We start from the raw sequence: 12,716 nt of genomic DNA, 5'->3' as shown, positions 1-12,716 counted from the left end.
GTAAGCACTTGAGCAGTAACGTTTGAAAGCCAGACGAAATGGAGGTCAGCGATGGCTAAAAAACCGACAGGCCGCGGAAACGGTAACACACCCACTGGAGAAAACGGGGTGCTTGCCACCGTTTCGTGTAGCACCGAAAAACTTCTGTTAGCGGCTCTGGAACGAGGCGGTAGCTGCCTGGAAACAGGGCGCTTTCTTATCAGCTTTCGTGACGGATGGATGGAAGAGGGTATCAAATCGTTAAAAGCACAGAACTTTCGGGTGGCTGATGCCCGTGACTTTACCGATCAGGCCGTCAGCCTGGAAGACGCGGGGGATGCCGAAGCGATGGTATTTCCCGAGCTAGGCGTGGCACTGGTAGGTGGTGATGCCTTGGAGCAACATGGCATGAGTGTGTTGGATAAGGTGTCAGCGGATAGTCCTATCGAAATCATTGAGCCGGAGTACTTTGCGTTTTCCGAGAGCTCTGATTTTAAAAGCTCTGATTTTAAAAACTCTGGCTCTAAAAACTCTGGTTCTAAAAACTCGGAATACCTCCGCGGCTTCTTGCGGGCAGCGAGCACCATCGCGCGCGACTTGGGTGTCGACCTTGATAGGGAGGACTCCGATGAGGGGGCTGAGTCTGAAGCTCAGCAGTCGACATGGGGGCTAACCCGGTGCAGGGTGCCGCAAAGTAGTTGGAGTGGTGCAGGCATTAAGGTGGCCGTGCTAGATACCGGAATGGATCTTGGCCACCCGGATTTCGCTGGACGGGAGTTCGTTACCCGCTCATTTGTCGGTGAGCCAGTGCAAGATATGAATGGGCACGGTACGCACTGTATCGGCACGGCCTGTGGCCCCCAGGCGCCAAGTGAAAACACCCAGCGTTACGGTATCGCGTATGAAGCTGAGGTCTACGTTGGGAAGGTGCTGACCAACTCGGGCAGCAGTACCGGGGCGGGCGTGCTCGCTGGCTTGAACTGGGCCATTGCCAACCGGTGTGAGGTGATCTCGATGTCGCTTGGCAGCCAGAGCCCGGTGCAGGCCGCCTACACCCATGCGGGTGAAGCGGCGCTGCGTAATGGGTGCCTCATTATCGCCGCGGCGGGGAATTCTGCGACCAATACGGGCGCGCCTGCCAACTCGCCTACGGTGATGTCAGTCGCGTCTCTCGATCCGAACCTGAAACCCTCCAGCTTTTCCAATCATGGCAAGATTGAGATTGCCGCGCCTGGGCGCGATATCTTCTCCTCATGGCCCCGGCCTACTCGGCATAAGGCAATCAGTGGCACCAGCATGGCGGCGCCACACGTGGCAGGCTGCGCAGCCCTTTGGGCACAGTCTGATGACGCATTGCGGGGAAGGAAGCTGTGGCAGCAGCTGGTGGCTTCGGTGCAAGAGCTGCCGTTGCCTGAATTCGGCGTGGGAGCAGGGTTGGTGCAAGCACCTTAATGTGAGCAGATTATCTCTAGGCGGGTATCCCAAGCGGCCCTGCCTAGGGAACAGACTTCGAAGGTAAGATCGATGGCAAATATAGAGCTCTGGATAGTGACGATTTCAAGCGACCAGTCGATTGAGGAAATAGCTACACGCCTTAGTGCAGAAGGGTTAACCATCCGGGATGTTCTTAAGGAGATTGGCTGCATCACCGGATCAGCAGACATTGCCACTGCGGATCGACTGAAGCATATCCAAGGCGTGGTGGATATTGCCCCGGATATTCAGATCGACATGGGGCCGCCGGGCTCTGAAAACACCTGGTAAGCAAAGAGGAAAAGTTGCTATGCGGTATGCAAACGCTTTTAGATATAAACAGTGGGCAAATATTGAACTTCTTTCATTCGGAGAGCGGCAAATTCATTTGCTTCCAGAAAGTGATGCGAATTTCTTTATTCGCATACTGAACCATACTGCCGTTGTAGATAGCATATTTATTAGTCGTATTTCTGGTACTCAAGAGCAGTTTGAGTGTCGGTCATAATCAAATGAATCAAGCAGAGCTATCAGTATAAGTGTTTGAACTTGGTTTTTGCATTGCCGTACTTAAATTGTTTTAGGTGTTACTATTTTTATTACATATCTAATTTCTACTCTAAGGAAGGATCATGGCGCTTACACTCATCATTATCGTGGCGATCATCGCCGCTATTGCGTTTTACGTCATCGGTATCTACAACCGACTTGTGTCGTTGAAAAATCGCTTTGAGAACGCTTTTGCTCAAATTGAAGTGCAACTTAAGCGTCGGCATGACCTGATTCCTAACCTCGTTGAAACTGCCAAAGGGTATCTGAGTCATGAGCGGGAGACGCTGCAATCCGTAATCGAGGCTCGTAATACAGCCGCCGCTGGGCTAAAAGCGGCTGCGGCAAATCCAGGCAGTGCCAAAGCCATGGCAGACCTGAGCGGTGCAGAGGGCGCGCTGACACAGGCGATGGGACGGCTCAATGTGGTCATGGAAGCCTACCCGGATCTAAAAGCCTCAGAAAATATGCAGCAATTGTCAGAAGAGCTAACCAGCACTGAAAACAAAGTGGCCTTTGCGCGGCAGTCCTTTAATGATGCGGTGATGCACTACAACACTTATCGGCAGAGTTTCCCACCGGTAGCAGTGGCGGGCATGTTCGGCCATGGACAGGATGCCTCGTTGTTAGAGTTTGAAGACAGCGCCCAGATTCAAGTGGCGCCGACGGTGTCGTTCTAAGCTCAGGGAAAACGCGACATGGATTTTTTTACCGCGCAGGATCACGCCCGGCGTAAAACCGGGCGTCTGGTCGTTTTGATGGTACTGGCAGTACTTGCCCTGATTGCTGTTACCACGCTGGCAATTACCATCGCGCTGCATCTAATGGGAGAGCAATCTGCTACACAAACCAATCTTTCTGCTCAGGGTATGTGGTCGGCACTCTCGATTGAACTGGTCACTGGCGTTGCTATTGCGGTGTTGGCCGTCGTGGTGCTGGGCGGGCTATTCAAACGCAGTCAGCTAAGGCGTGGTGGCCGGGTAGTGGCAGAAGCCCTTGGTGGACGCGAGATCAACCTTAATACCCGTGATGCTGATGAGCGGCGTATTCTCAATGTGGTTGAAGAGATGGCGATTGCCTCTGGTACGCCAGTGCCCTCCGTGTATGTGCTGGAGGAGGAGAGCATCAATGCCTTCGCCGCCGGTTATCAAACCAATGATGCAGTGATCGGGATTACTCGCGGCACGATCCGAAACCTGACGCGGGATGAACTGCAGGGCGTCGTAGCTCATGAGTTTAGCCATATTCTGCATGGTGACATGCGGTTGAATATGCGCCTGATCAGCATACTGCATGGCATCCTAATCATTGGCTTATTGGGCGGTACACTGCTGCGTAGTATGCGCTTTCGGCGGGTCGGCGGTGGAAAACGCGACAACTCAGGCGCTGTCGTTTTAGCGCTGGGGGCGGCGCTAATGCTGATCGGTTACGCAGGTACCTTCTTTGGTAACTTGATCAAGTCGGCGGTCAGTCGGCAGCGTGAATATCTGGCGGATGCCTCTGCGGTGCAGTTTACCCGTAACCCTAAGGGGATTGGTAATGCGCTGGTTAAAATCGGCTCGCACAGCCAGGGTTCTCACCTGCAAGCGACACAGGCGGCGGAATTCAGCCACCTGTTCTTCGGTCAAGGCGTACGGCAGGGGTTTAGCCAAATGATGGCCACCCATCCGCCACTTAAAGATCGTATCAAGCGGGTCATGCCCGATTGGAATGGCCGCTTCGAAGTCTCTGTCAATGGCAATCAGAACTGGCCCAGCCAGCAAGCCGAGAATGACGCAACAGAACCAGAAGGCAACGGTGAGCGGTCTGAAGCGGAGCCCAGATTCGGCTCGGGAACAGCAACGGGAACGGGGGCAATGGCGGCTGTGTTAACCGGTGCCTCTGCTCAAACTGCCATTAATACCATGGGCCAGCCTGACCAGCGCCATCTTAACCAGGCTAGAGCGACACTAGATGCGCTGCCTGAGCGGATTAAAATCGCCGCCCATGAGCCCCATGCCGCTCGTGCTCTGATCTATTCACTGCTGCTCAGCCAAGATAAGACGATGCGTCAACATCAGCTCAAGGCGTTGCATCAAGTTGCACTGCCAGATGTTTACCGAGCGCTGATGGATTATGGCCCTGAAATGTTGAGGCTGGATGTACAGTTACGCTTGCCTCTAATAGAACTGGCGCTGCCAGCGTTACGGTCGCTCTCGGTGGAGCAGGCCCAGCATTTTCGCCTCTGTATGGAAAGGTTGATCGAGGCGGATGGTCAGGTCAGTCTGTTTGAGTGGACGCTGTATCAGCTATTACTGAGCAACATAGGCCAGCAAGGGAGTGGGCCCGCTAACCTCAAGTTAAACGACCTGCAGCGGGAGTGTCAGCTGCTACTAACGGTGCTTGCAACCGCCGGGCAAGATGACCCGGTTGAGATAAGCGCGGCGCTCAACGCTGCTGAGAGTGAGCTGCCGTTCTCATTGAGGGCCACCGTCGATATAAGTGATATGCGTGCACTCAGCCTAGCGGTTGAGCGCTTGCGGCGTTTAAAGCCGTTGCATAAGCCTGCGCTGTTGCAAGCGATGGCGCGCTGTATTGAGCACAGCGGACGTATTTTGCCTGCCGAAGCCGAACTGTTCCGTGCTATGGCCGATATTCTCGATTGCCCCATGCCGCCACTGTTATCAGATGAGGCATAGACAACAATTCGTGAAACAGGGGAACCTCAACCATGGATGAAACGGAATCTTTGAATCGAGCCATCCATGAGGAGGTCGCGCTATTTGCATACGATACCACTTGGCCAGCTCTATTCGAGAAGGAGCGAGACCGGCTACTAGGATTATTTCCAGATAAATTTCTAGCCATTGAGCACATCGGAAGTACCGCTGTTCCTGGCCTATCGGCCAAGCCGATCATTGATATCCTGGCTGGCGTTGACTCAATATCCCGGGCTGATGACTTATTGGAGCCGTTGTGCCGTGCGAAATATGCTACATCAATGGAGTACAACGCTTCTTTGGTGGGGCGACGTTGGTTAATGCGATGGGCTGAGGGACGTAGGACGCATCATCTGCATCTTATGGTATATGGCAGCGAGGAGTGGCATCGTCGGTTGGATTTTCGCAATAAACTGCGTGCTGATACTGAGCTTTCGCAACGGTATGAGAAAAAGAAGCGCCTGTGGGCAGTAGAGTTTTCTTCAGACCGAGAAGCCTACACGGCTGCGAAGGGAGACTTTATTTGCGAAGCGCTGAGAGGTGGCCCCTAACTAGCGTTCCAGACTTTGAGCCTCTTCATTTATTGGTAGTTGTAAATATATAGGGGATTAACTGTGTTTGAATATTCGCTGTTTCACTGGATGACGTTTTTCTCTGCTGCCGTGCTTTTGAACTTATCGCCGGGGCCAGATATTGCCTACATATTGGGGCAAACATTACGTAGTGGCCGACGGCAAGGGTTTGCCGCTATGTTTGGGATTTGGACAGGAGCGGTGCTGCATGTAGCAATGGCCGCAGTTGGTCTTTCGGCAATTCTGGCGACATCCGCTCTGGCGTTTTCGATTGTTAAATGGGTCGGGGCAGCGTATCTGATCTGGCTGGGTGTCAAAATGCTGCTGTCACGAGGCGATCAATTTATTGCAGCAGAAAAGCAGAGCCCCAAGCGCCTATCCTCGGTTTATTGGCAGGGTATGCTGGTGTCAGCACTAAATCCCAAAGTGGCCGTATTCTTTCTGGCTTTTTTGCCACAATTTATCGTCGAGGGCGCTGGTCCTGCTCAGGCGCAACTTTTATTACATGGCAGCTTGATTATCGTGGTCGCCGCGGTAATAGAACCCCCTTTGGTACTGGCTGGAGCTAAGCTGGGTGCTTTTCTGAAGAGCAAACCGCGCGTTGGTTTATGGATGGATAGAAGCTTAGGGGCACTGTTTGTGGCATTGGGTGCACGGCTGGCAGCGAGTGCTAGGTAGATACTCAAGGCACGGATTTCCCGAGTCAGCGATCTCCGCACCTTAGATGCTGGTTGTTCACATCACATAGCTTTAGGCTGGTTCGGGGCTTGGAGCGTCCTGGAACGCCACCTGCAGTTCACCAACCAGAGACTCAACTTTACCGACTGCCTCGGCAACGGAAGCGGCTAGTAGCTCACCGCCCACTTCCTGGCCTTCGATAGCAATGTAATGAAGGCGGGTAATGCCGATAAACCCTAGCGCCGTGGCCAGGTGGGGTTCCAGGTGGTTCATATGGGCCATTTCTTCTCCTGGTGCCATATTCACGCCGCCTCTAGCTGTGAGCACAACGGCATGCCTTTCTCGGTCTGTAAGCTTGGGTACAAAAGGGTCTATCGGATTGGTGTCATCAAACTCCACCGTTCTGCCGGCCCGCACCACTTGATCAATCCATGCTTTAAGGGCGGCTGGCATACCGAAGTTGTATAGCGGCGTTCCTATCACCACAATATCAGCGGCAATTAACTCATCAACCAAGTGATCGCTTTCTGCTAGCGCCTCCTTCATCCAGGGTTCTAGCCGTTCTTCGGGGGTGAAGGCAGACGCAATCCAGTCGTGGTTAATAATCGACGGCGGGTTCTGACCTATATCACGATAGGTGACCGTATCTTGTGGGCAGCTCAATTGCCATTGATGGACAAACCGATGGGACAGGTGGCGGCTATGGGAACCGTGATTATCGGTTCCCGCAATACCGGGGCGGGCGCTGGCATCTATATGCAGTATATGTGTCATGGTAGCCTCCTTGTGTGAGTTGAACTCATCTATAATTAACAACAGGCTTAGCTTAGTCTTTGTCTTTCAGCCTGAACAAACGATCTTTTCTTGCCGCTATAGATGAGTAGAGCTCATTCATGAACCATCGCCGATTACCCTCTCTTTCGTCGCTTCGCGCTTTTGAAGCGGCTGCCCGCCATGAAAGCGCCAAGCAGGCTGCACAAGAGCTGTCGGTGACTGCCACTGCCATTAGCCACCAAGTCCGAGGGCTCGAAGAGGCGCTGGGCGTTTCGCTATTTTTGCGTAAACCTCGTCAATTGGAGCTGACACCTCAGGGCCGCGAGCTGCAGCAGGTGTTGGAAACAGCCTTTGATAGCATCAGCCATGTCGTCGAACGACTGAGCGCTGTACCTGTCCGCCAAACCGTTACGCTGTCGACAACACCAGCCGTGGCGGTCCGCTGGTTGCTGCCCTGGGTATGCCTGCTACGCGACGCGTATCCCGATATTGATTTGCGCATTCATGCGTCCCATGAGCCGGTTCCTCTGGATGGGGTAACGGCAGACATTGCCATTCGCTATGGCGATGGACGCTGGCCGGGGTTGGTAGCGGAGAAACTTTTTGATAACACCTTTGTCCCGGCCTGTAGCTCGCGCCTTGGCCTGCGTGATGTAGCAGAGCTGCCTCTGCACCCGTTGATTCATTTTCGCCCTCAGGGAGAAGTGTCTGCGCCACTGAATTGGAGCTTCTGGCAGAAATACGCAAAGGTGCCTGGGTTAGATGTTAGTGCTGGGCTGGTGTTTTCTGATGAGACCCACGCGATTTCTGCTGCCGTTGGAGAGCAGGGCGTAGCGCTGATGAGCCGTCAGTTGATTAAGAATGAATTAGAGGAAGGGCGCTTAGTGCAACCGTTCGGCCCGGAATTGGTAGGCAAGCCGTTCTTTTTGGTTTACCCGGAAAGTCGTCAGCATGATCCAACGATTCTGGCTATACGTGAGTGGGTAGTGGCGGTGCCGGGTGGGTTGTGTGCTCAAGCGCACTAACGTGTGGGTATGATGGACTATCAGACAGGACGTATAGGAGCTAAAAGGTGCAAGAAATCAAAGAGATTGTAATCTCTGAGTTTTCAGATTTTAACGATGTGGGTGAGCTCATCATTGTGGTAATCCGGCTACTGCTGGCGGCTATTCTCGGGGGCCTGTTGGGGCTCGAGCGAGAGCAGCGAGGCAAGCCGGCCGGTATACGGACCCATATGCTGGTCTGCATGGGAGCTGCTTTATTCATCTTTATTCCCGAGCAAGCGGGTATTTCTGATTCAGAGATGAGTCGTGTTATTCAGGGGGTCATTGCAGGCATCGGTTTTCTTTGTGCGGGCACTATCATTACTCGAAAAGATGAGCAGGCGACTTCAGGGCTCACTACGGCGGCCGGTATTTGGCTGACTGCCGCCATTGGGGTAGCGGTTGGTCTGGGGCGCGAGCAGACAGCCGTTTTGTGTACGTTGCTGGCCTGGATGGTGCTTTATGTGGTGCCTTTCTTTTCGCGCCCCATCAGCAAGAAAAAAGCTTCCCACTCAGGGCATGATGAAGATAGTTCCGATGTTTAATGGCTTTGATGTAAGGGCGTTGTTATTTATTGGTAGTGCCCCATTTGGATTGAAAGTTACTCCTTGCGATATAGCACCATACCGGCGTGATACAGCACGCCATCTATAAATTCGCCGTCTGCAGTAAAGCCGGTGTCGTCCCAGTATTCGATATAGTTACCCGTCACCTGATACCGCCCTTGGTAAGCGCTTTCACGCTCACCGCGGGCCTCGTCGTAACGATTGTTGGCTAAAAGTTCATGACGAATTCGACCATCTTTAGTGACCCACATTCCAACATACGGGTGGTCTGTCATGGGGGCATTTCCTTCGTTCGGGGTGGTTTGAGCAGAGGTGGCCGCTGGAAAAATAGTGATAATGCCAGCGACCACCAGTGCCCGTGTCCAGTATATGGAAGGCTTGGTTTCTTGCATGTGAAGTCACTCGTGCTTAGGCGCACACCCGGCAACAGCTCGGGCGTGACGCAAGGGGTGTTATTGGCTGGCGGTAGGCCGCACCACGATGTCGCTGGTGTCGACGTCATCGGGCTGGTTAATGGCATGGGCTATGGCTGAAGCGATCGCCTCGGGCTTGAGCGCAATCTGACGGTAAACGTCGATCGCTTTTGCGGTTTCAGCATCGGTGATGCTATGGGCCAGTTCCGATTCCACCACACCTGGGTAGACACAGGTCACGCGTATATTGTCGGTTTCCTGGCGTAGGCCATCGGAAATGGCGCGAACCGCATATTTGGTGGCGCAATAAACGGCGGCGGTGGGCATAACGGTGAGGCCGCCAATAGATGAGATGTTGATCACCTGACCGCTCTTCTGGGCCTGCATCGTCGGCAGAATGGCAGCAATGCCATTGAGTACGCCGCGAATATTAACGTCGATCATGCGGTTCCACTCATCAACCTTGAGCGCCGCTAAAGGGGAGAGTGGCATTACGCCAGCGTTGTTGATGATCACATCAATGCGGCCATGGGTATTGATCGCGAAATCCGCAAACGCCTGCATGTCTTCAAGATTGGTGACATCCAGCGCCTGAAAATCCACTGTGCCACCCTCTGCGCGCAGGGAGTGGGTCAATGCTTCCAGCCGGTCGGTGCGGCGCGCACCAATGATCAAGCGGTGCCCTTGGCCTGCCAGCCAGCGGGCAGTGGCTTCACCGATACCGCTGCTGGCACCGGTTAATAAAACAACTTTAGAAGATGGGGTTGATAACGTCGTCATTGGATAATCCTCTCGGTGGTTGACCTTGAGAAGATTAAGCTGCCACGGCGGGCATCAGTATAGGCGTTCCTATTGCATCATTGCCTAATCCTATTTGATTGTTAATAGCGTGCGGCGCGTTAAGCCACCCAGCATGTATATTACTCTTAAGAGGTGCCCGGCGCGGCGAGTTAATTCCGGTGCGGCATGCATATACAGAGGTGGTTAACATGACATTGAAGAGCGATGCTGAGGTTTACCGTAAGATCGTCGAGTGCTTATACCAACTGGCACCCCACGAAGGCTATACCCAGTCGTTATTGGATGGCGTGCGCTTTATGCGCTCTAACCGCCCACTGCAAAATACCTCGGTGCTTTACGAGCCGAGTATTGTCATTATCTGCCAGGGCCGAAAGCGTGGTTATTTGGGGAATGAGGTCTATATCTACGATGCACAGCATTACTTGGTGTTATCGGTGCCCCTGCCATTTACGTCGGAAACAGAAGCCAGCCCTGAAGAGCCAATGCTGGGGATTGCGATCCGCCTGGATGCATTAGTGATCGCTGAGTTGGTGACGATGCTGGAAACATCGGGAGGGCCGCCATTAGAGGCGCCGCGTGGAATGCTTTCCAGCCCGCTGGAAGCGTCGCTGGCCGATGCAACGTTACGGCTGCTGAGTGCGCTTGCCTCCCCGACGGATGTGCATATACTAGCCCCTTTTATCGTCAGGGAGATCTGCTACCGGGTATTGACGGGAGAGCAGGGGGGCAGTGTTCGAACAGCACTCTCCCACTATGGCCAATTTGGCAAAATCGCTAAGGCGCTCAACCGTATTCATGCCCACTATGCCGATCCGCTGGAAGTCGCCAGCCTGGCCAATGAAGCAGGCATGAGTGCGCCAGCCTTTCACGTTCACTTTAAGGCGGTGACCCAAACCTCGCCTATCCAATACATTAAATCCACCCGTTTGCACCATGCGCGGCTGCTAATGATACGTGACGGGGTAACGGCAGCCGCCGCCGCTAGCCGGGTCGGCTATGAGAGCCCCTCCCAGTTTAGTCGTGAATTTAAGCGTTTTTTTGGCCGCCCGCCAGCAGAGGAAGTGCGCACCATGAAAGCGAGCCTTGATCTATTGCCGCCGACTCACCTGGTCGATATCGCTGTGCCTCACTGACTATAAGTCTAAAAGTACCCCTCAATCGCTACTCATATACCCTTTACTGCGCTTGCCTGGCTTACTCGAGCGGGTTCCCGTACTTTTCCTTTTCGCATAGCTCTTTCTCGGCTTACCCGTGCGTTTCGGAGGGCTACCAGCCTCTCCCTGTGCGGTTTGCAGGCTCTGCCTCAGTTTGGTGGCGTCGCTATGGGTGAGCAGGCCACGTAAGTCGTCCAGTAACGCTTGCTGAAAGGCGCCGGGGTCGTCCTGCTGTTCGGAGATCGCCCGTAGCCGCTGCTCCCATAGCGCGGTGCGCTCCGGTGTGCTTACCGCGCTGGGCAGGGCGGCGATTAACGCGCAGCCGAGCTTGGTGGCGCGCAGGGCTTTTTGCTGGCGAACTAAGTAGCCGCGCTGTACCAGGGTTTCGATAATGCCCGCCCGGGTGGCTTCTGTACCCAGGCCGTCGGTGTCGCGGAGTGTGCGGCGTACGTCCGGATCATCTACGTAGCGGCCAATGTTCATCATGGCCTTGATCAGGCTGGCGTCGGTAAACGGTTCCGGCGGGCGAGTCTCTTTCTCTTCAACGCCTGCGCTAAGTGCCTGGCAGGACTCCCCTTGGGTGAGCGGGGGCAGCGGTGGGGTTTCATCGCGGGTCGTGAAGAGCGGCTTCCAGCCGGGATCGAGAATGCTTTGGCCGCGGGCACGGAAGGCTTCATTCAGCAGCGTAAACTCCGCTTTGACTTCGAAAGTGCGCAGTGGGCGATAGAACTGCGCCATCACATTGCGCACGATCAATCTAAAAACATGGCCTTCGGTGTCAGAAAGCTGACTGAAATCTGCCGGTTTGCCAGTGGGTGCGATCGCATGGTGCGCACCGACCTGTTTATCGTTCCACGCTTTGGAGCGTAGCGTAAAGTCCGACCCATTAAGCCACTGCTGGAGCGCTTGATCGTTTTGGCAAGCGCCAGTCAGGCTGCGTTGAGCTAGCTGGAGATGCTCCTCTGGCAGGTAGCGACAATCGGAGCGCGGGTAGGTGATCAACTTGTGGCGCTCGTAGAGTCGCTGGCAAATATCCAGCACCATCTGCGCGGATAGCCCGTGGCGGCGGGCAGCATCCACCTGCAGCGCGGAAAGTGAATAGGGCAGCGGCGGTGCCTGTCGTTTCTCCTGCTGGTCGAGCTTGGTCAGTTGTCCTGATGCACCGGGTAACTGCGACGCTAGGGCATCCGCGGGCGCGCGATCAATCAAGCGCCCTTGATCATCGAGCGGTTCATGCTCTTTGGGGGCCCACCAGGCGCGCAGTTGGCCCTGGGCGACTTTAAGATCCACCCATAACGGATAAAACGGATGGGGTACAAAGTCGCGGATGGCGTTGTCGCGGCGCACGATCAGCCCCAGCACCGGGGTTTGCACACGGCCTATGGAAAGCACACCATCGTGCCCCGCCTGGCGACCGGTAAGTGTCCAGGCGCGGGTTAGATTGATGCCATACAGCCAGTCAGCACGGGAACGCGCCTGGGCTGCTAGAAAGAGCGGCTGGTACTCAACGTTGGAGCGCAGCTTGGCAAGTGCCCGGCTGACGGCGGGCTTGTTAAGATCACTAATTAGCAGCCGCTGCACCGGGCCGCGATACTTCATGTACTCGATCACTTCCTGCACCAACAGCTGGCCCTCGCGGTCCGGGTCGCCAGCGTGCACGACATCGGTGGCCTGTTTGATCAGTTTGCGAATCACCGCCAGTTGGCCGCGTGCTTTAGAACGAGGCATCAGTTTCCACTGGTGCGGCACAATCGGGAGTCGATCTAAACGCCACTGTTTATCGGCGGGATCGTAGGCCTCCGGCGGCGCTTGCTCTAATAAATGCCCCAGGCACCAAGTGACCGTGGTGTCACCACATACCACTGCGCCATCCTGGCGTCGGCCAGTGTCCGGTAAGGCCTCAGCAATGGCTTGGGCGAGGCTGGGTTTTTCGGCAATTATCAGGCGCATAGCAGCGAAGCCTTCATCGTATCCTTTGATGGTGCCTATGGTAGCAGACGCTTGACTGGCATTGG

At 54.6% G+C, this 12,716-nt stretch carries 13 protein-coding genes; 9 read left to right on the top strand and 4 right to left on the bottom strand.

The features are described from left to right. The first annotated feature begins 51 nt into the window (after positions 1-51). From HZS80_RS09975 to HZS80_RS09950, 6 genes are all read left to right on the top strand, one after another. Positions 52-1,431, top strand: coding sequence for a S8 family serine peptidase (locus tag HZS80_RS09975; protein ID WP_179915982.1), 1,380 nt, complete (start codon positions 52-54; stop codon positions 1,429-1,431). Positions 1,432-1,503: 72 nt separating this feature from the next. After that, positions 1,504-1,743 (top strand): hypothetical protein, encoded by a 240-nt coding sequence (locus HZS80_RS09970; RefSeq protein WP_179915981.1) that lies wholly within the window; start codon positions 1,504-1,506, stop codon positions 1,741-1,743. Positions 1,744-2,084: 341 nt separating this feature from the next. Continuing rightward, complete coding sequence (locus tag HZS80_RS09965; RefSeq protein WP_179915980.1) at positions 2,085-2,681, top strand: LemA family protein; 597 nt, start codon at positions 2,085-2,087, stop codon at positions 2,679-2,681. Between the two features lie 18 nt (positions 2,682-2,699). After that, positions 2,700-4,679 (top strand): M48 family metallopeptidase, encoded by a 1,980-nt coding sequence (locus HZS80_RS09960; protein ID WP_179915979.1) that lies wholly within the window; start codon positions 2,700-2,702, stop codon positions 4,677-4,679. A gap of 32 nt (positions 4,680-4,711) precedes the next feature. After that, entirely contained in the window at positions 4,712-5,251 is a 540-nt protein-coding gene (locus tag HZS80_RS09955) for a GrpB family protein (RefSeq protein ID WP_179915978.1), read from the top strand. 63 nt (positions 5,252-5,314) lie between these two features. Continuing rightward, positions 5,315-5,950 (top strand): LysE family translocator, encoded by a 636-nt coding sequence (locus HZS80_RS09950; RefSeq protein WP_179915977.1) that lies wholly within the window; start codon positions 5,315-5,317, stop codon positions 5,948-5,950. A 72-nt stretch (positions 5,951-6,022) separates the two neighbouring features. Here the strand turns inward: HZS80_RS09950 and HZS80_RS09945 are convergent, their stop codons facing one another. Then, complete coding sequence (locus HZS80_RS09945) at positions 6,023-6,724, bottom strand: FMN-dependent NADH-azoreductase (protein WP_179915976.1); 702 nt, start codon at positions 6,722-6,724, stop codon at positions 6,023-6,025. A gap of 119 nt (positions 6,725-6,843) precedes the next feature. Here HZS80_RS09945 and HZS80_RS09940 point away from each other — a divergent pair, with 119 nt between their 5' ends. Further along, positions 6,844-7,749 (top strand): LysR substrate-binding domain-containing protein, encoded by a 906-nt coding sequence (locus HZS80_RS09940; protein WP_179915975.1) that lies wholly within the window; start codon positions 6,844-6,846, stop codon positions 7,747-7,749. A 47-nt stretch (positions 7,750-7,796) separates the two neighbouring features. Further along, a complete protein-coding gene (locus tag HZS80_RS09935; RefSeq protein WP_179915974.1) occupies positions 7,797-8,312 on the top strand; it encodes an MgtC/SapB family protein in 516 nt (171 codons plus the stop codon). A 56-nt stretch (positions 8,313-8,368) separates the two neighbouring features. Here HZS80_RS09935 and HZS80_RS09930 read toward each other — a convergent pair whose 3' ends face one another. After that, positions 8,369-8,725, bottom strand: a complete 357-nt coding sequence (locus tag HZS80_RS09930; protein WP_179915973.1) for an Atu4866 domain-containing protein — start codon at positions 8,723-8,725, stop codon at positions 8,369-8,371. A 60-nt stretch (positions 8,726-8,785) separates the two neighbouring features. Continuing rightward, on the bottom strand, positions 8,786-9,526 hold the full coding sequence (locus HZS80_RS09925) for an SDR family oxidoreductase (RefSeq protein ID WP_179915972.1): 741 nt from the start codon (positions 9,524-9,526) through the stop codon (positions 8,786-8,788). A 209-nt stretch (positions 9,527-9,735) separates the two neighbouring features. On the opposite strand from HZS80_RS09925, the gene HZS80_RS09920 reads away from it, so the two are divergent. After that, entirely contained in the window at positions 9,736-10,680 is a 945-nt protein-coding gene (locus HZS80_RS09920) for an AraC family transcriptional regulator (protein ID WP_179915971.1), read from the top strand. A 21-nt stretch (positions 10,681-10,701) separates the two neighbouring features. On the opposite strand, the gene HZS80_RS09915 is transcribed toward HZS80_RS09920, so the two are convergent. Further along, a complete protein-coding gene (locus tag HZS80_RS09915) occupies positions 10,702-12,651 on the bottom strand; it encodes a DNA topoisomerase III (RefSeq protein ID WP_179915970.1) in 1,950 nt (649 codons plus the stop codon). Positions 12,652-12,716 lie beyond the last annotated feature (65 nt).

The sequence above is a fragment of the Vreelandella glaciei genome (assembly GCF_013415125.1).
GTDB classification, from domain to species: domain Bacteria; phylum Pseudomonadota; class Gammaproteobacteria; order Pseudomonadales; family Halomonadaceae; genus Vreelandella; species Vreelandella glaciei.
The sequence above is the reverse complement of the archived record's forward strand: the minus strand, read 5'-3'. Positions and strand labels throughout refer to the sequence as shown.

Bases quoted from the DNA above. Each gene is read 5' to 3' on its own strand.
- HZS80_RS09920 (WP_179915971.1), top strand. From the start codon at position 9,736: ATGACATTGAAGAGCGATGCTGAGGTTTACCGTAAGATCGTCGAGTGC.
- HZS80_RS09945 (WP_179915976.1), bottom strand. From the start codon at position 6,724: ATGACACATATACTGCATATAGATGCCAGCGCCCGCCCCGGTATTGCG.
- HZS80_RS09970 (WP_179915981.1), top strand. From the start codon at position 1,504: ATGGCAAATATAGAGCTCTGGATAGTGACGATTTCAAGCGACCAGTCG.
- HZS80_RS09975 (WP_179915982.1), top strand. From the start codon at position 52: ATGGCTAAAAAACCGACAGGCCGCGGAAACGGTAACACACCCACTGGA.
- HZS80_RS09925 (WP_179915972.1), bottom strand. From the start codon at position 9,526: ATGACGACGTTATCAACCCCATCTTCTAAAGTTGTTTTATTAACCGGT.
- HZS80_RS09965 (WP_179915980.1), top strand. From the start codon at position 2,085: ATGGCGCTTACACTCATCATTATCGTGGCGATCATCGCCGCTATTGCG.
- HZS80_RS09940 (WP_179915975.1), top strand. From the start codon at position 6,844: ATGAACCATCGCCGATTACCCTCTCTTTCGTCGCTTCGCGCTTTTGAA.
- HZS80_RS09930 (WP_179915973.1), bottom strand. From the start codon at position 8,725: ATGCAAGAAACCAAGCCTTCCATATACTGGACACGGGCACTGGTGGTC.
- HZS80_RS09955 (WP_179915978.1), top strand. From the start codon at position 4,712: ATGGATGAAACGGAATCTTTGAATCGAGCCATCCATGAGGAGGTCGCG.
- HZS80_RS09915 (WP_179915970.1), bottom strand. From the start codon at position 12,651: ATGCGCCTGATAATTGCCGAAAAACCCAGCCTCGCCCAAGCCATTGCT.
- HZS80_RS09960 (WP_179915979.1), top strand. From the start codon at position 2,700: ATGGATTTTTTTACCGCGCAGGATCACGCCCGGCGTAAAACCGGGCGT.